Origin of the sequence: Streptomyces sp. NPDC056128 (assembly GCF_042263835.1) — a bacterium.
Taxonomy (GTDB): Bacteria; Actinomycetota; Actinomycetes; order Streptomycetales; family Streptomycetaceae; genus Streptomyces.
The window spans coordinates 137,662-156,326 of sequence record NZ_JBHJVQ010000003.1; the positions used below are offsets into that span (position 1 = coordinate 137,662).

The following is an 18,665-nucleotide window of genomic DNA, read 5'->3' on the forward strand; positions in this document are numbered from 1 at the left end:
GGGCCCTGGACGATTCCGGCCTCTCTCCTGATCACTTTTGTGCCGGCCCCGCCCAGCGGAACTGCCCCGAGCCTTGAGGCCATCGCGCCCCGATTGGCGTCCGACGGGCAGGCGGAAGTTGAGGCCGTCGAACTCGCCGCGGGAACAGCCGTACGCGTTCGCCGAGCAACAGGTGGGCCTGATCAGGCGCCGCCCGCCGGCCTGCCGGGGACAGCTGAGGAACGCTGCCGTCGGTCAGGCTCGACTACCAGCTGCCAGTGCCAGGAACCGGGGCCCACTTGCTCATGACCTTCTCCACGCCGTTGGTACAGATTGCCGACGCCATGGTTGATCTCTTCGACCCTGTAGCGGGATCGCTGACGTGGATGGGCGGTGACGGCACCGGTGAGTGACATCAGTGCCGTCGGCATTGTGACCTCAAACGACTGGGTGCCGCTCCCGATCGAGCCGTCGGACGATGTCCGGATTTGGTCAAAGGCCACTGCGGCGGAGCTTCGGGACCGCAGCAAGGCGGAGGGCTACGACCTCGACAAGGCGGCTCTGAGGAGGGATCTGCGGTCCCGGGCCGAGGACAGTCGCAGCCGCGAACCCTTCTACGCCTTTGCTCTCTACCCCGATGGTTTCGACTTCGCCCTCGCGATCCTGGAAGTCGACCTAATCCACCCCGACGACACAGTCCCGGAGATCACTCTCGACTGGCTGGCAGAGACCTTCAGCGCCGACGATTTCGGCCCCCCGAAGATCTCCCACACTGACCTGCCTATCGGCCCTGCGGTGCGCATCAGGCAGAACTTCGCCACCGACAGTCGTTCACGTCGCCGCCCGGGAACCCTCATGGAAACGCTGACATACGGGGTCCTGCCGACCGGCGCCGAGTCGGCGCTGATGCTGCTCATGTCGTGGACTGTGCCGGGCTTGGCTGAGGAGATGGAGGATGCCGCGGACAGTATTGCGGAGACGCTGACCGTGGGCTTCTAAGAAGAGCGGCTCCCGCTACGCCGCGGATCCCGAGTGGCCTGATGAGGGCGGGCCGCAACGGCTCGCCGCCGGCAGCGCTGTGCAGTTGCCCTGGCGGCTTCGGAATCTTGGCGATCCGGCACCAGGCGGCACACTCGGCCTGAATGCCGAGGCGGGAGCGCGCGACCCGCGTCAACTTTCCCCGGCCCCCGGCCCATCAGCGATTGACCGCCTGGATCTCCTGGACCGTCACAGCCTGCTCATTGCCGAAGGTGCCGTCCGGGAGCGTGCCGGCCTCGCCGTTGGAGCCTTCCCAGGCGATTTCCCAGGTAACGGTCGCCTTGAGGTCATACGTGCCTTCACCGGAGGACCGGAGGTATGTGACACCACAGGGCGGGGTCTCATCGGACTTGCCCTTGGCGTAGGGCTCACCGACGGAGCCGTCGGCACTGATGGTGCACTCGCCGGAGGCGGGGAATATGGTGGCGTCCCCGGTTCCCGGTTCCAGCTTCAGCGAGACGGGCTTGGCCGTCGTGGTGGCAGAGAGATTCCAACCGCCCACGTTGAGGGACGCGGTGACGGAAACCTCGTGGAAGTCGGCCTTGTCCAGCCAGGCCCAGGTCGGAAGGTTGACCTTTGTAGCCTCTTCGGGGGCGAGAGTGACCTCGGTGTCAGGGACCTGGAGTTGCTTGTATGCGAGCTTCGCCAGAGTCTCGCTGTCGATGGCCCCCTCTACGGGGGGATCGTCGCCGTTGTCGACCCAGAAGTCGGCTTGGCTGCACGCCAGGTAGTCATCTCCTTCGAGGCGGTCCCAGTCGTAGACCGTTCCCCAGAACATGCCTTCGCCGGACTTCTCCTTGTTGAAGTCCTTGTAGGGATCCCCTTCGACGTAGCGAGACTTCTCGGCGGCATACCCCTGTCCCGCGCCACTGAAGTGTCCGACGTTCCAGCGTCGCTTGAACTCCTTCTCATACTCCTCGGGCGTCCACTTCGGCTCGTACCAACAGGCAGGCGGGTCGTAGTCGCCGACGGCAGTCAGGGAACCCGTCGACTCGCCGCTGCCGTTCTTGGAGGTGTTGAACGTGACCTGCGAAGTGATGGTGCGCCCGCTTGCATCGCTGCTGGTGTCGGCCTCTCCTCGTGATCCGCCGAAGCCGATCTCCGCGTGGGCTGAACCCGTGGTTAGGAAGGTGCTGACAAAGAGTATTGCTGCGGGCAGCGCCAGCCTTCTGGTCGACATTACGGAATGCATTTCTCGTTCCCCCGCTTGGAAATGACCTTGGTTGTGACCCAGATCCCCTTGGAGTTCTGCTCCATTCGGCTGACGTAGTACACGTAGGAGTTGTCGGAGGGGGCGCTGCGGTCGACCTTGTTCGTCTTTCGGGACTTGTTGAACGCCTTACTCTCGTCCGCGCAGAGCGTGACCGCCGCCGTGGTCTTGCCGGACAGGTCCACAGTTGGCGCGTAGTAGCGCGTGGTACCGGTGATGGTCGCATCGTGGTCCACGAAGGTCTGCACCCATTGCGCAGCTCCCGCCAGCGCCTCGTCCTTGTAGTAGAAGGTGAGAGCAGGTGACTCGGTGGCTCCGTCTGTGATGGCCCGAGTGACCGCGGTCATCGAGTGTCCCGCGTCTGCGAGGACGGCGTCCTTGATGGCGTCGCCGGTCTTCCAGTCCTCGAAGACTTCCTTCACGTCAGCAGGCAGGGAGAGGTCAGGACGGCTGACATCAGCTCCGGCGCCTTGCGACGCCGGCGCCGATGTCGACGAGTCGCCGGTGTCAGCTCCAGCGATCTTGTCCTCGTCGTTGGACTTACCTCCCCCACTGCCGCAGGCCGTCAGCAGCAGGGCTGCTGACGCGGCAAGCGCGGCAGCAACGGGCAAAGAACGGCGCTTCACAGTGAACTCCCCGTGAGACAGAAGTGCGGTCGACGCTACTGACGGTATCTGTGAGGTTCCCGGTTTCGCCAGAGCGAACTACGCCGAGAATCGGGGCAATTCGGTGCCTATGCATGATCGTGGGTCGTGTCCTGTGGCCTGATTGTGCTCAAACGGGCGACCGCCCCGGACGGGTTGATTGTCGCGTCCGGGGCGGGGTGAGGGTTGGTGTGTGGTGTCTTCGTTGCTACCTCGGGCTCTCGCACCTCGGGCATGCGCACGGCGGGTACGCCGAGGAACAAGGGATCGGCTCGGAGGGGCCGCCTGCCTGGACCTCGACCCTGCGTCCTGAGTCGGTCACGGACCCTTCCGCGTCGACCCTGTAGACGCGGAGCGTGAGGCGGGAGCGGCGGCGGGCGGCGGAGTCGAGGATTCCGAGTGGGTCTGTCATCGGCGGGTACTGCGGAGCGCACTCCGGGCACGCGTAGACGTTGAAGCCGGGGCCTGTGGCGGCGTGGACCTCGTGGACCAGGACAGGTTCGTCCGTGGTGCGCTGGCAGCGGGCGCACATCCGCACGGTGGGGCGGGTCATCGGGTGGCCGCCGGTACTCGTACGCCGTGGATGTGCTTCGGGCCGACATCGATGCCGAGTGTCGCCAGATGGGCGGCGCGTCGGCGTTCGCGCTGATGCCGGCGTTCGGTCGGGTCCAGGACGTAGGGGCGCACGAGCCGGGAAGCGTTGCCGTCGAGGATCTCCGTGAAACGGGGTGGCGGTGCGGGGATGAATCGGAGGGGTGGCGTCGCGCCCAGGCGGTGGCGGCCCGGCGGGCTCGGCGTGAAGATGCTCAGCATCCACGCGAGGAAGCGGACGGTAAGGTCCAGCATGTTGGCGCTCCTTTGCAGCGTCGGCCATGCCCCGGGACGGTCTCCACCCGTCGCCGGGGTATTGTCACGGAGCTAAACGCTACAAAGTGCAGCTGGGCGGTGTATAGCGGTTAGGTGTGCTCCAGCGAAACGTGGTGCTGACCACTGTCGTACGTTGTTCGATATGACGCCGGATTCAGGGCAGTCGCCGATTGACCCGAACAAGATCGCCTACGTGTACATGCAGATGGCCGATCACATCGCCGAACGGATCTCCAGGGGAGAGCTGCGGCCTGGCGCCCGACTGCCGGGTGAGCGTGACCTTGCCGCGGAGTACGGAGTCGCGCATCTGACCGCTCGCCGGGCAACCCGAGAGCTGCGTGATCGTGGTCTGGTCGTCACTCTCCCCGCCAAGGGCACCTTCGTCGCGTATCCCCCCGAGACCGAAGAGGCGACGGACGGCGCTCCCGAGGAGTAGACGTGCCGGGGCGGTCGTCCTGATCGAGCGGGGTGCCGTCCCCGAGGGCTACAAGGTCGAGATCGATACGGGGACGTTCCCGAGGCGCGACGCGGGTTGAGTACGTGACCTCGGGCCGGCGCCCGCGTTCCCGCGGGCAGTTGCGGCGACGCGCGCTCGTTAGGGTGAGCCCCGGACACGCGAGGTGCGGCTGAGGGGCGAGGGGCTACGTGGCAGACGACATATCCGAGGATGGGGCCAGGGCCGCTGTTCGGCCGGAGCGACGCGGCATGGACGTGTGGTGGCGCGTGGACTGGGTCCGGTGGCTGCTGTTCAGTCTGGTGTGCGCCGGGGGCTCGTTGGGGCTCTCCTGGCTGGGGCCTGTCGTGCCGTTCCCGTCTGCGGTGCGGGGCGCAGGGGCGCTGCTTGCCATCCTGGTGCTCCCGCTTGCGTCGCTGCTCATTCCGTTGCTCACGTTGCGGCGGGTTCCTCGCAAGAAGAGGAAGCTCGCGTGGCAGCTCATCGTGCCGCTGACCGCCGGGATGGCCATGGGCTTCCTGGGGACCGACGCCGGTGGTCAGGTCGCCCTGGCGGACCGGGGTGCGTGGACCGAGGCGGTGGTCGTCGACATGGACGACAGCAGCACCAACCACTGCGACCTGCGCTCGGGCGACGGGCGGGAGATTTCGCCCTCGCTCTCGGAGGGTGACGGCTGCGAGGACTGGGTGGAGAAGGGCGACGAGCTGCGCGTCCGGTACGACCCCGAAGGCATCGCCAGCCCGACCACGGACAGGGACAGCAGCTCGAACGGAGGGTTGCTCGCGGTGCTCTTCGGGGCGGCGGTCGTGATGGGCACCTGGGGCGGAGTGCGGCAGAGCAGGTGGGACCGTGCGTACAACGGAGGGTGAGCAGGTGCCGGCCAAGGAGAAGGCGAGCGGGGAAGCTCGATTCCGGAAGCGGGACGTGTCCGGGCTGCTGTTGTACCTCGCGGTGGGCGGGCCGGCACTGTTCTTCGCCATTGGCGGCACGCGGTGGTTCTCGCGTCACGTCGCGCCGACTCTTTACGACATGCCTGGTGGGCCCTGGGCAGTCGGGGGCGTGCTGGGACTGCTCAGTCTTGTCGGGTGGGCCGGTGTTCTGCGGGGCCGGTTCGACGGCTTCGGCGGCGCGGCCCGCACGAGTGGGTTGCCGCGTGCGGTGGACATCGTGGTCCGAGTTGCGGGCGGTGTGGCCGCGATAGCGCCGATGGTGTTTCTGATCAGTGGCCTTCCGGGGAAGAACTGTCGATCGTACGAGCCGGGTTGTGCGTACATCCCCGGAGCAGGGCCGGCAGCGCTCGCGTATGTCGCCGTCGCGGGCGGAATGGGCTGGCTCTACTACCGTTGGCGCCGCGCCGTTACGGAAGAGCGCCGTGCGCGGGAGCGGGAGCGTTTGCGGAAGCTGCGCAAGAGGGGCAAGGGCAAGAGCCGCCGCGCTGCCGCCGGACGGTAGTCGGCTCGGGTGCCTCCTCCGACCGGCACCAGCAGGGGGAGCAGCCCCGAGCTCAATCGACAGGCGATGTCTCCCGCACCCTGTCCGCCAGCCGTGAGATCCCGTCGCCCAGCACCGACAGCAGGCTCCCCTCCGGCTCCTCGTACGGCATCCGGGTGCCCGCCGGGCCCGGCAGCGTCAGCATCCGCTCGCGCAGTTCGCGCGGTGCGGCGACGGCCGAGTCCAGGCAGAGGGGGCAGAGCGACAGCATGCGCCTGCGGTTGCCCTCCGCGGAGACTCGTACGTGGCGGCGGCCGGCCGAGGGGCCGTGGAGCGGGTTGACGCCGCAGCAGCGGTTGTTGGTGTCGCCCTCGAGGGCGTTGCGGGCCGCGCGGGCGAGGACGATGACCGCCAGGAGAGTCGCCGGGTCGGTGCTCGGGGAGCCCAGGCCGTCCACGTCGCCGCCGACGAGGAGCATGGCGGCGTCGAAACGGTCCCAGGCGGGAGCGATGCGGGACGCGGAGCCCTCACCCTCCGCGTCGGGCGCCTCGTCGACGGTCGTGAAGGCAAACGCGGCCGCCTCGAGTTCCGCACGCGCCGTACGGCGCAGATACGCCTCCGACGGCTCCGTCGGTGACACCAGGGGCAACCCCTCCGTCGGCAGCGGGGCCGGACTGCGCCGGCGCAGCACCGCGCCCACGATCCCCAGGACGCCCGCCACCAGGCCGAGCAGCAGCAGCGCCGCCACCACGCCGACGAACAGGCCCGGCCAGAAGTCGGTGGCGAAGAGCGGCGGGAGGCTGTTCTCCGCCTTGGGGCTGGGGGCGCGCATGGGGTCCCCGGAGGTGGTCGGCTCCTCGGTGCGCGGTGACTTGTCGAGGTACGTCATCAGCGCGTCGAGGCGCTCGCCCAAGAGGTGGTCGTCGGCCTCGTTCGCCCGGTCGTCGCCGTAGGCGATGGACTCGGGGAGGTCGAAGAGGAGGCGGAGACTTTCGAGGCGCAGGCCGTGGTTGACGGCGTCGATGTAGCCGGTCAGCGGGTCGGCGACGACGTACACGCCGTCTGCCTCGCCGACCCCGTCAGCCTTTCTGAGTTTTGCGCGCACCGCGGCCGCGAACAACTCCTCGTCGCCGGCGGACGCGTCCTCGGACAGGTGCGGCACGACGGTGACGTACACCGGGCCGCCGCCCTCCGAACGCCCGAACCGCTCGATGCGGTCGTGCAGCCGGGAGAGCTGGGCCGCGTCCAGGAGCTGCGGGCTCTCCGGGTCGACGTAGACCGGGTCGCGGGCCAGGCCCTCCGCGACCCGTTCAACGCGTGCTGTCATGTCGCCGGCGCTGGGCACCGGAGCGGCACTTCGTTTCGTCTGGTCGAAGACGAGCGGAGCGGTGAGGGCGATCGCGGTCGCGGTCGCGAGGGCGAGGCCCGGGGTGAGCAGGCGCCGCCACTTCGGGCGGGTCGCGGCGGGGCGGGGCGGCTTCGCTCGCGGGAAGCGGCGCCGCGCCCTCCGCACGCACGGCGCCAGCAGCAGGATCGTCAGCGGTACGCCGGTGAGCGCGATGCCCGTGACGAAGGACTGGTTCTGACGGTCGGACGGGCCGATGTACATCTCCTCGGGCTCGTAGCCGTCCCGGAGCTTCTCGCCGGCCGCGTCCGCCCGCGCCTCGGCCTTCTCTGGGCCCTGCGATACGACGTCCACGAAGCGTTCGAAGTTGCGCAGCGCGCCCGCGTCGAAGGGGAGCTCGTAGGCGGCGGTCCTTTGGGCGGCCTCTGCGGGGGCGCTTACGCCGTATGCCGCCGCCTTTCTCACTCCCGATTCGTCGAGGAGAACGTAGAGCCCGTCGCGCCCGAGCCTGTCGTGCACCGCGCCCAGCAGGTCCTCGCCGAAGCCGCTCTGGCTCGGCAGGACGAGTACGTACGTCGGTACACCGGTGCGCTCGGCCAGTCGGGCAAAGTCGGGCGCCATGGAGCGCGGGATCTCGCGGGGGAGCTGGTCGGTGACGTGGACCGGGTTCTCGCGGAGGCGCTCGGCCAGGTAGGCGGCCTGGGCGGGCGGCTGGTTCGCCGCGGACGCGTCGTCGGCCCGGGCCGGGACGGCCGCCAGGGTCGCCGAGGTGAGGAGCAGGACGGTGAGGCCGCAGAGGGTGAGCAGCAGGCGGATCACGCTGCTCGCGGTGTGGTCGGTCGGCGGCCGTCCAGCCTTCGTGAGTGTGGTCACCACTCGCACTCCCCGTGCCCCCGTCCCGGTCGTGGGTTTCGTGCCCGCGGCACTCTACTGACGGCTTCGCCGCCGTGAAAACGCGCTTCCTCAACCCAGCTTCGCGTTCTGGGCCTTCACCACGGTCGGCGAGAGCTTCGCGTCGCTCGGCCTGGCGTTGGCTATCGCCATGCCGTCGACCGAGAAGTACACGGCGAGCACGTCACCGCTGCGTGCGGCCTGGGTGTGCACGGTGTGTGTGACGCCCTGGAACGTCAGCGTCGACCGGAACGCGACGGATTCCTCACCGGCCTCCGCCACGGGCTTCTCGGCGGTTACGGAGTCGTACGTGCTCGTGTTGCCGTTCGCCTTGGCCGTGAAGCCGTCACCGCACGCGTCCACCGCCTTGGACAGGCCGGTCAGTTCGGACTTGGCCTGTCCCGACTCGTACGTCGCGAGCATCACGTACGTGAACGGATCGTTGAGACCCTTGGAGACGGAACGCGTGAGGTCGGCCTGCGGTTTGCCGAGGGGGAGCTGGTTCATGGCGTAGGCCAGCGGGGCGCAGACGGGCTTCTCGACCGTGACCTCCTGCTGGGACTTGGCGAAGGCGAACTCGCTGTTGTCGGAGTTCGACACATCCGCATCGGACACGTCCATGCCGGAGACGTCCGCCTTGGTGATCACCAACTGCTTCAGCCGTTCCTCAGCTGTCTCCTGCTTCTCCGCCGAAGCGGTCGCCGCCGGTTTCTCCGCCGAGTCCGCGTCCGAGCCGGAGTCCCCACCACACGCCGTGAGCGCGGCGAGGGAGAGCAGGGTCAGGGCGGAGAGGGTGGTGGTCTTCGTGGCGCGGTTCATCAGGGGCTCCTTGGTGGGGGGGAGAGAGAGGAAGAGATAAGGGCAGGTGGCTGCAGCTTCGGCGGCTAGGCCTCGTCCACCAGCTTCCGCAGTTCGAAGGAGAGTTCCGGCACCTGGGCGCCGGCCGCCTGTGCGTCCGCGATCGCCCGTACGTAGGTCAGCGCCTCCTGTCGCAGGCGCTCCTTCTCGTTGCCCTGGCGGCTGCCGACCAGCCAGGCGTACAGGGCCACGGGCACGAGGACGAGAGCGCCGTAGCCGACCGGCTCGCTCGACGTCGCGGCGTAGGCCGCGCCGCCACCGCCGAGCAGGATCAGCAGACAGCCCGCCTCGGTGTGCCAACCGCCCTCGTTGACCCTCCACTCGTACTCCGACACGGCGGCGGGCTTCGGCGGTACGGCGACGGGGGCGGGGGTGGGGGTCGCGGGGGCGAGGTTGTCAGCCTGCCGCATCTGGTCGGCCTCGGCGGAAGGCTCTACCGGCGGATACGACGGGACCGGCGCCGCCCCCTTCCCGCCCGCGGGCGACGACTTGCCCTCCAGCCACGGCGGGACGTGCGTCAGTGGGATGCCGTGTGCGCGGGCGATGCCCAAGGTCTCGCGGTAGCCGGCCAGCGTGGGGTGGTTCAGCGCGCGCTTCCAGCGGGTGTACGCGTATACGACCAGGGCCGTGCCGACCACGACGAGGCACCCCGAGGCGGCCAGTACCGCGATCAGGCGGTGCTCGCTCAGCGTGCGGATCATCGGAACGACGAACGGCAGGAGCAGGCCCACCGTCAGTGCGAGTATCCCGAGCCATGCGGACGGGTGCCGACGCTCCGCGTCCATCGCCCGCCGCCGCTCCGCGAGCAACGCGCTCACCGCGCCGTCGTCCATGTAGTCGACCTCGTGCCGGGCGCTCACGGCGCGTATCGCCTCCGCGGCCCGCGGGTCGGCGGCCAACGCCGCCCCGTTCACAGGAAGAAGGTCCATCGATGCCCCGGTGATCTCTCCGTGCTCGCCCCGTCACTGATCCGAGCGAAGATCATGGCACGGCCGCTCCGCTCCCTCGTGAGTGAATCGTGCAGGCATCATGGCTGCACCGTGACGAAGAGCACGCGGACGGCGTCCGCCGGTACCGCTCGTGGATTCGCGCGTGCACAGTTGAAGTGCCGTTTGTCGCGCGGTACTCAAGGGGGTTCCGTGGACGCGAAGTTGCAGATGAGTAACGGTGGACGGGGTGGGGAGACGGGGGGCGGGGACGCCTTGAGGGGCTTATGTGCGGCTGATACGGTGCGATGGCTTGACACCCGCCTCACTGCTGGCTATTCGCCCAGGTCGGACGGGTGCGTCAGGGGATGTCCCGGGACGCCACCGGTCGGGTGGACGCGGGCGGAGTGTCCGAATTTGCAGATGATTCTGCGTACTTGGGTCGTCATGGCTCGGGTGTGCATTCGGGTCTGTATTCGGGTGTGAATGTGACAGACAAATTCTTGGTCGTACGGGGAGCGGTTGCGTGAAGATCCAGGAGCGTACGGGGGCGGGCGCGGGGCGTTCCGCGGCTCCGGCTCAGCCGTCGGTCGGTGACCGGCTTCCCAGCCCTCCTCGCGAGCGCAAGCCCGCGCTCGCGGCGTTGGCGGTGCTGCTGATTCTGCTGGGCGCGCTCGGGGCGACGATGCTCGTGCTGCGGGTCGGGGACCGGGTCGAGGCGATCCAGGTGACGGCGGACATCAAGCCCGGTGAGTCCATCAACAAGGACAACATCAAGGTCGTCATGGTGAACGACGACTCCGGCGCCGACTTCGTGCCGTGGGACCAGCGCAAGGGTCTGATGAAGTTCCAGGCCAAGTCCACGATCTACAGCGGCACCGTGGTCGTGGGCCAGATGTTCGCCGCCAAGACCCAGATGGAGCAGGGCAAGGTCACGGTCGGCGCCTCCCTCAAGGAGGGCCAGTACCCGAAGGGCCTGTCCTCGGGCGACAACGTCGCCGTCTACCGCGTCGGCAGCAAGACCTCCGGCAGCGGCGACCAGGACGGCGCCTCCGGTTCGGCCGGTGCCGACAACTCCCTGCTCGTCGAGCGCGCGGTGGTCAAGGACGCCGAAGAGGCCGGGGGCGACACCATCACCAGCACCAACCTGCCCGTGACGCTGACCGTCGACGCCGCCGACGCCGCGGCCTTGACGCAGGCCGCGTCCGCCGGTGAGGTCGCCGTCGTTCTGATCCCCGGCAACTAGAAGGCGACCCCACATCCCATGGCCCTCATCGCATTGGCCGCCGACAAGGGTTCCCCCGGCGTCACCACCGCGGCCGTCGCCCTCGCGGCGGTCTGGCCGCGCCGTGTCCTGCTGGCCGAGACCGACCCGGCCGGCGGTGACCTGGTGTACCGGTCCGCCGCCGCGCACGGCGGTCCGCTGAACCCGAACACCGGCATGCTGTCGATCGCCGCCACCGCGCGCCGCGGCCTCGTACCCGACCAGCTCTGGGACCACGTACAGCCCCTCAGCGGCGGCCTCGAAGTCCTCGTCGGGCTCGGCATCTCCGAGCAGGCCGCCGGGCTCGCGGGCCTGTGGCCCACCCTCGGCCGGGCCTTCGCCTCCCTCGCCGACTCCCCGAACGCGCCCGCCGACGTCATCGCCGACTGCGGCCGCGTCAGCGGCGACACCCCCGTGGCGGAGCTGTTCCCGCACGCCGCGCTAGTCCTCCTCGTCTCCCGTACCGAGCCGGAGGCCATCGCCCGCGTGCGCGACCGGGCCGCCGCCCTGTCCAACAAGCTGCACGGCGGCCCGCGCGGCGCCGCGAACGCCGGTATGCCGCTGATCGGCGTCGTCCTCGTCGCCGACACGAACAACGCCGCCAAGCTGTCCGGCCAGGTCAACGACATGCTCGTGCACGCCCAGACCGGCGCGCGCGTGGTCGGCACGATCGCCGACGACCCGGCGGGAGCCGACCAGTTGGCCGGGCGCAGGCGCGGGCGGCTGGAGAAGTCGCTGCTCATCCGCTCGGCCCGCAAGGTCACGTCGGACCTGTACCAGCAGTTCGGCGCCGCCTGGTCGATGCCCACCGGACCCGGACCCGGACCCGGACCCGGGCCCACTGGACCCGCCGGACCCGCCGGCACCGGCATGTCCGGCCACGCGGGGGCCGGCCGATGACCGCTGTCGACCACTCGTTGGTCAAGCGGTTCCGGCAGGACGCCGGCGACCGCATCGCAGAGCAGCGCCGCCAGGACCAGGTCGGCGGCGTCACGCCGATGTCCACCGAGGACGAACGGCACTACGCGCGCGCGGTCATAGCCCAGATCCTGGAGGAGTACGCCCGCGCCGAGATCAACGCCGGGCGTACGCCGCTGGACGCGGAGACGGAGGAGGCGTACGCCGCCGCCGTGCACGCCGCGCTGTTCGGCGTCGGGCGGCTCCAGCCGCTCCTCGACGACCCCGAGGTCGAGAACATCGACATCAACGGCTGCGACCACGTCTTCGTCGGCTACTCCGACGGCCGCGAGGCGCGCGGCGAGCCGGTCGCCGAGACCGACGAGGAGCTCATCGAGCTGATCCAGATCCTCGGCGCCTACTCGGGTCTGTCGTCCCGCCCCTTCGACTCCGCCAACCCGCAGCTCGACCTGCGCCTGCCGGACGGTTCGCGTCTGTCGGCGGTCATGGACGTCGCCCGCCGCCCCGCGCTCTCCATCCGCCGCGCCCGCATGGGCAAGGTCTTCATCTCCGACCTGGTCGGCAACGGCACCCTCGCCCCCGAGCTGGGCCACTTCCTGGCCTGCGCGGTCCGCGCCCGCAAGAACATCATGATCGCGGGCGCGACCAACGCCGGAAAGACGACGCTGCTGCGCGCCCTCGCCAACGAGATCCCGCCGCACGAGCGGCTGATCACGGTGGAGCGCGCGCTGGAACTCGGCCTCGACACCTTCCCCGACCTGCACCCCAACGTGGTCGCGTTCGAGGAACGGCTGCCCAACTCCGAGGGCCAGGGCACCATCAGCATGGCGGAACTGGTCCGCCGCAGCCTCCGTATGAACCCCTCCCGCGTCATCGTCGGCGAGGTGCTCGGCGACGAGATCGTGACCATGCTGAACGCGATGTCGCAGGGCAACGACGGCTCGCTCTCCACGATCCACGCCAACAGCTCGCACGAGGTCTTCAACCGCATCTCCACGTACGCCCTCCAGGCGACGGAGCGGCTGCCGATCGAGGCCAGTCAGATGCTGGTGGCCGGTGCCGTGAACTTCGTCGTCTTCGTCCAGCGGCGCAACAACTTCCAGAGCGGCGGCCGTCTCCAGCGCGTGGTCACCTCGGTCCGCGAGGTGAACGGCGTCGACGGCCGCGTGCTGTCCAGCGAGGTGTTCGCCGAGGCGCCCGACGGCCAGGTCGTACCGCACGCACCCATAGCCTGCCTGGAGGAACTCATCGCCTACGGCTACCGGCCCAACGGAACGTGGGGGTGACGCGGAGATGGAGATGAACACCCTCGCGGCCCTCGACTCGCTCGGCTCCATGGGCGGCCTGTTCTCCACGACCGTCCTCTACTCGATCGGGTGCGGCGTCGCCGTCGGCGGCGGCCTCGCCCTGTTCCTCGTCGCCGTACGCGGACTGCCCGTCAAGCCCGAGCACGAGAAGCGGCAGGCGAGCGAGCGGGCCAACGAACTCATCCGCTGGGCGGGCCGGCGCGGCTCCCTCGCGGCCATCGTCGGTCTCGTCGTCCTGCTGCTCACCCGCTGGGCGGTGCTGGGCATCGCGGCCGGCGTCCTCGTCTTCTTCTGGGACCGCCTCTTCGGCGGTGCCGCCGAGGAACGCGCCGCCATGAAGCGGGTGGAGGCCCTCGCCTCCTGGACCGAGTCGCTGCGCGACACCATCGCCGGCGCGGTCGGCCTGGAGCAGGCCATCCCCGCCTCGGCCCGCGCCGCCGCCCCGGTCCTCCGCCCGCACCTGGACTCCCTGGTCGACCGGCTGCGCTCGCGCACCCCGCTGCCCGACGCGCTCCAGCACCTGGCCGACGAGATCAACGACGCGTCCGCCGACATCATCGTCGCGGCGCTGATCCTCAACGCCCGGCTGCGCGGCCCCGGTCTGCGGCAGGTCCTCGGCGCGCTCGCCAAGTCGGCGCGCGAGGAGGTCGACATGCGCCAGCGCGTGATGGCGCAGCGCGCGTCGACCCGCCGCTCGGTGCAGATCGTCGTCGCGGTGTCGGTGCTGTTCGTCCTCGGCCTGTCCGTCTTCAACCGTGACTTCGTCGAGCCGTACGGTTCGCCCGTCGGCCAGCTCGTGCTGGCCTGCGTGTGCGGGCTGTTCGCGCTGGGCTTCTGGTGGCTGCGCAAGCTGTCGACCATCGAGACGCCGGAGCGCTTCCTGGTCCGGGACGGTTCGGATGTGCAGTTCGTACGTCCCCGCACCCCGGGTCAGCAGGCCAACTCCAGTCTTCCGGGTCAGCCGGGGCAGCCCGCGCAGCGACTGCCGCAACCGGCACAGCCGTCGCAGGCGTCTGGGGACGAGGGGGTACGACGATGAACTTGACCATGCCGGTCCTGGTCGGCGCCGTCATCGGCCTGGGCATCTACGCCCTGGTCCGCGCCCTGATGCCGAGCAGACGCAGCCCGATCCAGCAGGTCGCCCGGATCGACGCGATGCGGGCGCGCGGGGCGGCGTACGGGTCGTCGCGGGCGGCGCAGGACACCAGCCGCCTCGGCTCGCTGCGGGCCCAGGTCGGCGCGCGCGTCGCCGAGCTGTACCTCCAGCAGGGCTGGGAGCAGCGCTCGCTGCGCGCGGACCTGGCGGTGCTGGACCGCAGCTGGGAGAAGTTCCTGGCGACGAAGGCGCTGCTGGCGGCGGGCGGTCTGTTCTTCGGCCCGCTCCTGTTCGCGATCGTGTGGACCCTCGGCTTCAACGACAGTCCGATCGTCCCGGTCTGGCTGGCCCTGCTCTGTGCGGCGATCTTCTTCTTCCTCCCCGACCTGGAGGTGCGCCGGGACGCGCAGGAGAAGCGCCGTGACCTGCGGCGCGTCATCGGCGCGTACCTGGACCTGGTCTCCATGAGCCTGGCCGGCGGACGCGGTCTGCCCGAGGCCCTGATGGCGGCGGCGGAGGTGTCGGACGGCTGGGCGACCCACCGCATCCGCAACGCCCTGGCCGACGCGCGCATCACCGGCACCAGCCAGTGGCAGGCGCTGGGCCAGCTCGGCGAGGACCTGGGCGTCGAGGAACTCAAGGACCTCTCCGCCTCGCTCGCCCTGGTGGCGGACGACGGCGCGAAGGTCCGGGAGTCCCTGGCCTCCCGCGCGGAGACCATGCGCCACCGCGAACTGTCCGAGATCGAGGGCAGCGCGGGCGAGAAGTCCCAGTCGATGCTCGTGGCGCAGCTCCTGCTGTGCGCCGGGTTCCTGGTGTTCCTGATCTATCCCGCGGCGATGCGGGTGTTCCAGGTGTGACGCCAGTGACGCCAGCCGCCAGGCCACTCCGGGCCGCTTCGCTCCCAGAACTGACACGAGAGGACAGACTCACCATGAACGGACGGAACTTCCGCACCGGCACCACCGGCATCGTGCCCGTGGACTTCCTGATCACCTTCCTGCGGGCCCGCGTGGACCGCGCCCGCTCCGGCGAACTGGACCGCGGCGCGTCCGCGGTCGAGTGGGTCATCATCTCCGCGGTCGTCGTCGCGATCGTCGGCGTGGTGGCCGCCATCATCAACGCCGCGCTCAGCGACGGCGCCAACAAGGTCGGCGACTGCATCAAGGGCGCGGACGCGGGCAAGACCTGCTGACCGGCCGACGTACGGCGCTGACGGGGACGATGTGACGGGACGGACGGGGACGGGGATGCCGGGTGCCGCGCGCGGCGTACTCGGCGTACTCGGCGGCGCCTTGGGCGGCGTACGCAGACGGGTGCGCCGCAGGGTGGAGACCGCGCGGGAGGCCGCGGCCACCCGTGGCGACGACTCCGGCATGACCGCGATCGAGTTCGTGCTGCTCACGCCGGTGCTGTTCTTCATGATCTTCGCGACGGTGCAGTTCGGGCTGTACTTCTTCGCCGACCACGTGGCGCAGGCGGCGGCCCAGGCTGGCGCGCGCAAGGCCCGCGCGACGGCCGACGCCCAGCCCGGCGGCTGGCGCGGCGAGGCCCAGGACGTGGTCGACAGCTACATCCGCCAACTCGGCCCGCAGCTGGTCCTGTCCCCGGACGTGAAGCTGCTCCAGCCGGAACAGGACACGGTGGGCGTGGAGATCACGGCTCGCATCCCGACGGTGTTCCCGGGCCTGGACCTGACGGTGCACGCGCAGTCGATGGGTCCGGTGGAACGCTTCGTGCAGGAGGGCGAGAACTAGATGAACCTCTCCAGCATCACGAAGAGCCGCCGCCGCCGGCCCGGGACGGACGCGGGCCTGTCCACCATCGAGGTGGTCATCCTGGCCCCGGTGATGATCCTCTTCATCCTGGTCCTGGTGGCCTTCGGCCAGTTGGTCGACGGCCGGGGCGCGCTCGACGGCGCGGCGCGGGACGCCGCCCGCGCGGGCTCGATCCAGAAGGACCACGGCACGGCCATCGCGGAGGCGAGGAAGGCGGCGGAGTCCAACCTCACGGACGTCTGCTCCGGCCCCGTCTCGGTCGTCCAGAAGAGCGCCGGCTTCGAACCGGACACCCTCTTCACGGTCGAGGTGAGCTGCGAGGTACGCGGCCTGGACTCGATCGGCCTGAACGTCCCGACGACCCTGTCGGCGACCTTCAGCTCCCCGCTGGACCCGTACCGGAGGACCGCGTGAGATCTCCCGTACGCGAGTGGCTCGCGGCCCGGCGCGCCCACCTGGACGACCGCGGCTCGGGCGCCGGCGCGGTCATCATCTTCGCCCTGGTCTTCCTCTCCCTCTCCGCCTTCGTCATCGACGGCGGCATGTCCATCTCGAAGCGCGAACGCGCCGCGGACATCGCCGAACAGGCCGCGCGCTACGCCGCCCAGGACATCGACCGCGAGGCCCTCTACGACGACGTGGGCGGCCCCGCCCCCATCAACTACGAGAACTGCGACGCCCGGGTCAAGGCCTTCGCCGCGGAGATGGACATGACCGGCGCGGACATCGCCGCGACCCACTGCGTCACGGCCGACGCGGCCCAGGTCGAGGTCGAGGTCCAGCTCACGTACTCCCCGGTCTTCACCGGCATGTTCTACGGCGGCGACGTGGTGGTCCACGGCCAGGCGGTGGCGGAGAACGAGGTGGGCTGACGCAACGCCGCCCCTTCTCCTCGCCACCCCCCCCCACACACACAAACGGAGGTACGACCCCCATGCGCACACGCACGCCCTCGACCACCGCCACCGCGGCAGCCGCCCTGACGACGGCCGTGGCCCTGCTCCTCTCCGGCTGCGGCGGCTCCGACTCCGAGCCCAAGGACTCGGGCAAGGACAAGATCGCGGGAGCGGACACGGGGGCTTCGGCGTCCGCGTCGCCGACGGCGGCCGATGACGGCATCGACCGTCCCGAGGTCAGCCTGCCGGAGGGCGACAGCCTGGTCTTCACCCCGGAGTCCACGGGAGACGCCAAGGCGGACGCCGTACTGAGGGACAACGCGGAGTACCTGCGCTCCGTCGACGAAGCGATCGGAAAACAGGACCCCAAGTCGGATTCGGTGGCCTTCTACAGCAAGGACTCGGCCTACCTCGGCTCGGTGGAGTGGATCACCGGCTTCGTCAAGGACGGCGTCACGGTGACGGGTACGGTCCGCTACTTCGATCGGCAGGTGACCTTCAGCAAGGACGGCTCGGCCGGGCTGACCTACTGCGCGGACGAGTCCAAGGGCTACACCAGGGACGTCAAGACCGACAAAATCAACGTGACCGAGGCGACCAAGGACTCTTACGTCCACTACAACGACCGCCTGCGGAAGAACGACAAGGGAGTCTGGCAGACGACCAAGAGCACCTCGGAACGCGGCAGCGAGGTGTGCCAGCCGTGAACCGTGCCGCCCGTCGCACAGCCCTCGGTACCGTCGTCGCGCTGCTGATCACCTCGCAGGCCGCGCCGCTGGCCTGGGCCGACCGCACCAACACGACGGGGAAGAGCAAGGACGCCGAGGGCGGTCGCAAGGGCCGCACCATGTACGTCCAGACCAAGGTCCAGACGAGCGTCAACGGCAGCAGCGCACCCAAGACCGGCACACTCTCGTCCGCCGACAGCAACTGGACGCCCCCGGCCTGCTGGTACGAGCCCGCCTTCTCGCCGAAGCAGATCGAGAAGACCGTCAAGTTGTGGCGGAGCATCGACGGCGTGCCCTTCATCGGCGGCGTCGGAGACTTCCTCGGCGACACCCTGGACCACCGGTACAAGGACGGCCACCCCTACGAGGACTACAACCTCGACAAGCAGGGCGAGGGCATGTTCTGGGCAGCCGCGGTCAACCCCAACCGCAAGGACGACCCCGAGGCCAGTGCCTGCGACAAGCCCCCCTTCTGGGTCGACAACGGCGACACCCCCGAGGAACCCCTCGCCCTGAGCCCCCAGGTCCTGGCCGAGTACGCCTACGACGAACTCCCGGTCCCGGACACGGAAATCAACCTGGCACCGGCCGGTGCGACGAAGGTGAACCTGCCCACCTGGATCTGGCTGGACAAGGCGAAGTTCAAGAAGATCTCGGTCACGGCGAGCCTCCCCGGCACGGGCCTCTCCGCGACCACCACCGCCGAACCCGTCTCCCTGCACATCGACCCGGGCACGAGCGACGCGCAAACTCACCCGGCCTCGGGCGACTGCGAGATCAACGCCGACGGCAGCATCGGCGAGCCGTACACAAAGGGCAAGGCCAACGACACCCCACCCTGCGGCGTCACCTACCTACGCGCATCCGGCTCCGACGGCCCATACCCTCTCCAGGCCACCGTCACCTGGAACATCACCTGGACGAGCACAACCGGCGAGGGCGGCGACCTCCCCGACGGCACGTTCGGGGCGACGCAGGACGTGACGGTGCAGGAGATTCAGTCGGTGAACCGCTGACACCGCGCGGAGAACCCGA

At 69.7% G+C, this 18,665-nt stretch carries 21 protein-coding genes; 15 read left to right on the forward strand and 6 right to left on the reverse strand.

All coding sequences use genetic code 11. The features are described 5' to 3' along the window. Positions 1-384: 384 nt before the first annotated feature. Entirely contained in the window at positions 385-978 is a 594-nt protein-coding gene (locus tag ACFC1X_RS08700) for a hypothetical protein (protein WP_376350053.1), read from the forward strand. Positions 979-1,174: 196 nt separating this feature from the next. Here ACFC1X_RS08700 and ACFC1X_RS08705 read toward each other — a convergent pair whose 3' ends face one another. From ACFC1X_RS08705 to ACFC1X_RS08715, 3 genes are all read right to left on the reverse strand, one after another. Beyond that, positions 1,175-2,197, reverse strand: coding sequence for a hypothetical protein (locus tag ACFC1X_RS08705; RefSeq protein WP_376350056.1), 1,023 nt, complete (start codon positions 2,195-2,197; stop codon positions 1,175-1,177). Beyond that, the gene (locus ACFC1X_RS08710) at positions 2,197-2,853 is read right to left on the reverse strand and encodes a hypothetical protein (protein WP_376350059.1); all 657 of its coding nucleotides are present in this window, start codon (positions 2,851-2,853) and stop codon (positions 2,197-2,199) included. Before ACFC1X_RS08710 ends, ACFC1X_RS08705 begins: the two co-directional genes overlap by 1 nt. 567 nt (positions 2,854-3,420) lie before the next feature. Continuing rightward, on the reverse strand, positions 3,421-3,717 hold the full coding sequence (locus ACFC1X_RS08715; protein WP_376350061.1) for a hypothetical protein: 297 nt from the start codon (positions 3,715-3,717) through the stop codon (positions 3,421-3,423). Between the two features lie 163 nt (positions 3,718-3,880). Between ACFC1X_RS08715 and ACFC1X_RS08720 the strand changes: the two genes are divergently transcribed. The 3 genes from ACFC1X_RS08720 (at position 3,881) to ACFC1X_RS08730 (ending at position 5,644) form a co-directional block, all read left to right on the forward strand. Further along, on the forward strand, positions 3,881-4,174 hold the full coding sequence (locus ACFC1X_RS08720; RefSeq protein WP_376350064.1) for a GntR family transcriptional regulator: 294 nt from the start codon (positions 3,881-3,883) through the stop codon (positions 4,172-4,174). A gap of 269 nt (positions 4,175-4,443) precedes the next feature. After that, entirely contained in the window at positions 4,444-5,061 is a 618-nt protein-coding gene (locus tag ACFC1X_RS08725) for a hypothetical protein (RefSeq protein WP_376350066.1), read from the forward strand. Continuing rightward, entirely contained in the window at positions 5,042-5,644 is a 603-nt protein-coding gene (locus ACFC1X_RS08730) for a hypothetical protein (protein WP_376350069.1), read from the forward strand. The genes ACFC1X_RS08725 and ACFC1X_RS08730 overlap by 20 nt, the downstream gene beginning before the upstream one ends. Positions 5,645-5,696: 52 nt before the next feature. Here ACFC1X_RS08730 and ACFC1X_RS08735 read toward each other — a convergent pair whose 3' ends face one another. The 3 genes from ACFC1X_RS08735 to ACFC1X_RS08745 form a co-directional block, all read right to left on the reverse strand. After that, positions 5,697-7,841, reverse strand: a complete 2,145-nt coding sequence (locus ACFC1X_RS08735; RefSeq protein WP_376350072.1) for a hypothetical protein — start codon at positions 7,839-7,841, stop codon at positions 5,697-5,699. Positions 7,842-7,931: 90 nt separating this feature from the next. Then, a complete protein-coding gene (locus ACFC1X_RS08740) occupies positions 7,932-8,678 on the reverse strand; it encodes a hypothetical protein (protein WP_376350075.1) in 747 nt (248 codons plus the stop codon). 65 nt (positions 8,679-8,743) lie between these two features. Continuing rightward, positions 8,744-9,646, reverse strand: a complete 903-nt coding sequence (locus ACFC1X_RS08745) for a hypothetical protein (protein ID WP_376350078.1) — start codon at positions 9,644-9,646, stop codon at positions 8,744-8,746. A gap of 523 nt (positions 9,647-10,169) precedes the next feature. Between ACFC1X_RS08745 and ACFC1X_RS08750 the strand changes: the two genes are divergently transcribed. From ACFC1X_RS08750 to ACFC1X_RS08800, 11 genes are all read left to right on the forward strand, one after another. After that, the gene (locus ACFC1X_RS08750; protein WP_376350081.1) at positions 10,170-10,889 is read left to right on the forward strand and encodes a hypothetical protein; all 720 of its coding nucleotides are present in this window, start codon (positions 10,170-10,172) and stop codon (positions 10,887-10,889) included. A gap of 18 nt (positions 10,890-10,907) precedes the next feature. Then, entirely contained in the window at positions 10,908-11,807 is a 900-nt protein-coding gene (locus ACFC1X_RS08755) for a hypothetical protein (RefSeq protein ID WP_376350084.1), read from the forward strand. Continuing rightward, positions 11,804-13,111, forward strand: coding sequence for a CpaF family protein (locus ACFC1X_RS08760; protein WP_376350087.1), 1,308 nt, complete (start codon positions 11,804-11,806; stop codon positions 13,109-13,111). The genes ACFC1X_RS08755 and ACFC1X_RS08760 overlap by 4 nt, the downstream gene beginning before the upstream one ends. Positions 13,112-13,118: 7 nt before the next feature. Beyond that, the gene (locus tag ACFC1X_RS08765) at positions 13,119-14,171 is read left to right on the forward strand and encodes a type II secretion system F family protein (protein WP_376350089.1); all 1,053 of its coding nucleotides are present in this window, start codon (positions 13,119-13,121) and stop codon (positions 14,169-14,171) included. Beyond that, a complete protein-coding gene (locus ACFC1X_RS08770; protein ID WP_376350091.1) occupies positions 14,168-15,088 on the forward strand; it encodes a type II secretion system F family protein in 921 nt (306 codons plus the stop codon). The genes ACFC1X_RS08765 and ACFC1X_RS08770 overlap by 4 nt, the downstream gene beginning before the upstream one ends. 74 nt (positions 15,089-15,162) lie before the next feature. Further along, complete coding sequence (locus tag ACFC1X_RS08775; protein WP_031035077.1) at positions 15,163-15,423, forward strand: hypothetical protein; 261 nt, start codon at positions 15,163-15,165, stop codon at positions 15,421-15,423. A gap of 55 nt (positions 15,424-15,478) precedes the next feature. After that, entirely contained in the window at positions 15,479-15,985 is a 507-nt protein-coding gene (locus ACFC1X_RS08780) for a TadE family protein (protein ID WP_376350095.1), read from the forward strand. After that, positions 15,986-16,420: a TadE/TadG family type IV pilus assembly protein gene (locus ACFC1X_RS08785; protein ID WP_376350098.1), complete on the forward strand. Its 435-nt coding sequence runs from the start codon at positions 15,986-15,988 to the stop codon at positions 16,418-16,420. Next, positions 16,417-16,878 (forward strand): pilus assembly protein TadG-related protein, encoded by a 462-nt coding sequence (locus ACFC1X_RS08790; protein ID WP_361644047.1) that lies wholly within the window; start codon positions 16,417-16,419, stop codon positions 16,876-16,878. The genes ACFC1X_RS08785 and ACFC1X_RS08790 overlap by 4 nt, the downstream gene beginning before the upstream one ends. 62 nt (positions 16,879-16,940) lie before the next feature. Further along, positions 16,941-17,609 (forward strand): hypothetical protein, encoded by a 669-nt coding sequence (locus ACFC1X_RS08795; RefSeq protein ID WP_376350101.1) that lies wholly within the window; start codon positions 16,941-16,943, stop codon positions 17,607-17,609. Beyond that, a complete protein-coding gene (locus tag ACFC1X_RS08800; RefSeq protein ID WP_376350103.1) occupies positions 17,606-18,646 on the forward strand; it encodes a hypothetical protein in 1,041 nt (346 codons plus the stop codon). Before ACFC1X_RS08795 ends, ACFC1X_RS08800 begins: the two co-directional genes overlap by 4 nt. The last annotated feature ends 19 nt before the right edge of the window (positions 18,647-18,665 follow it).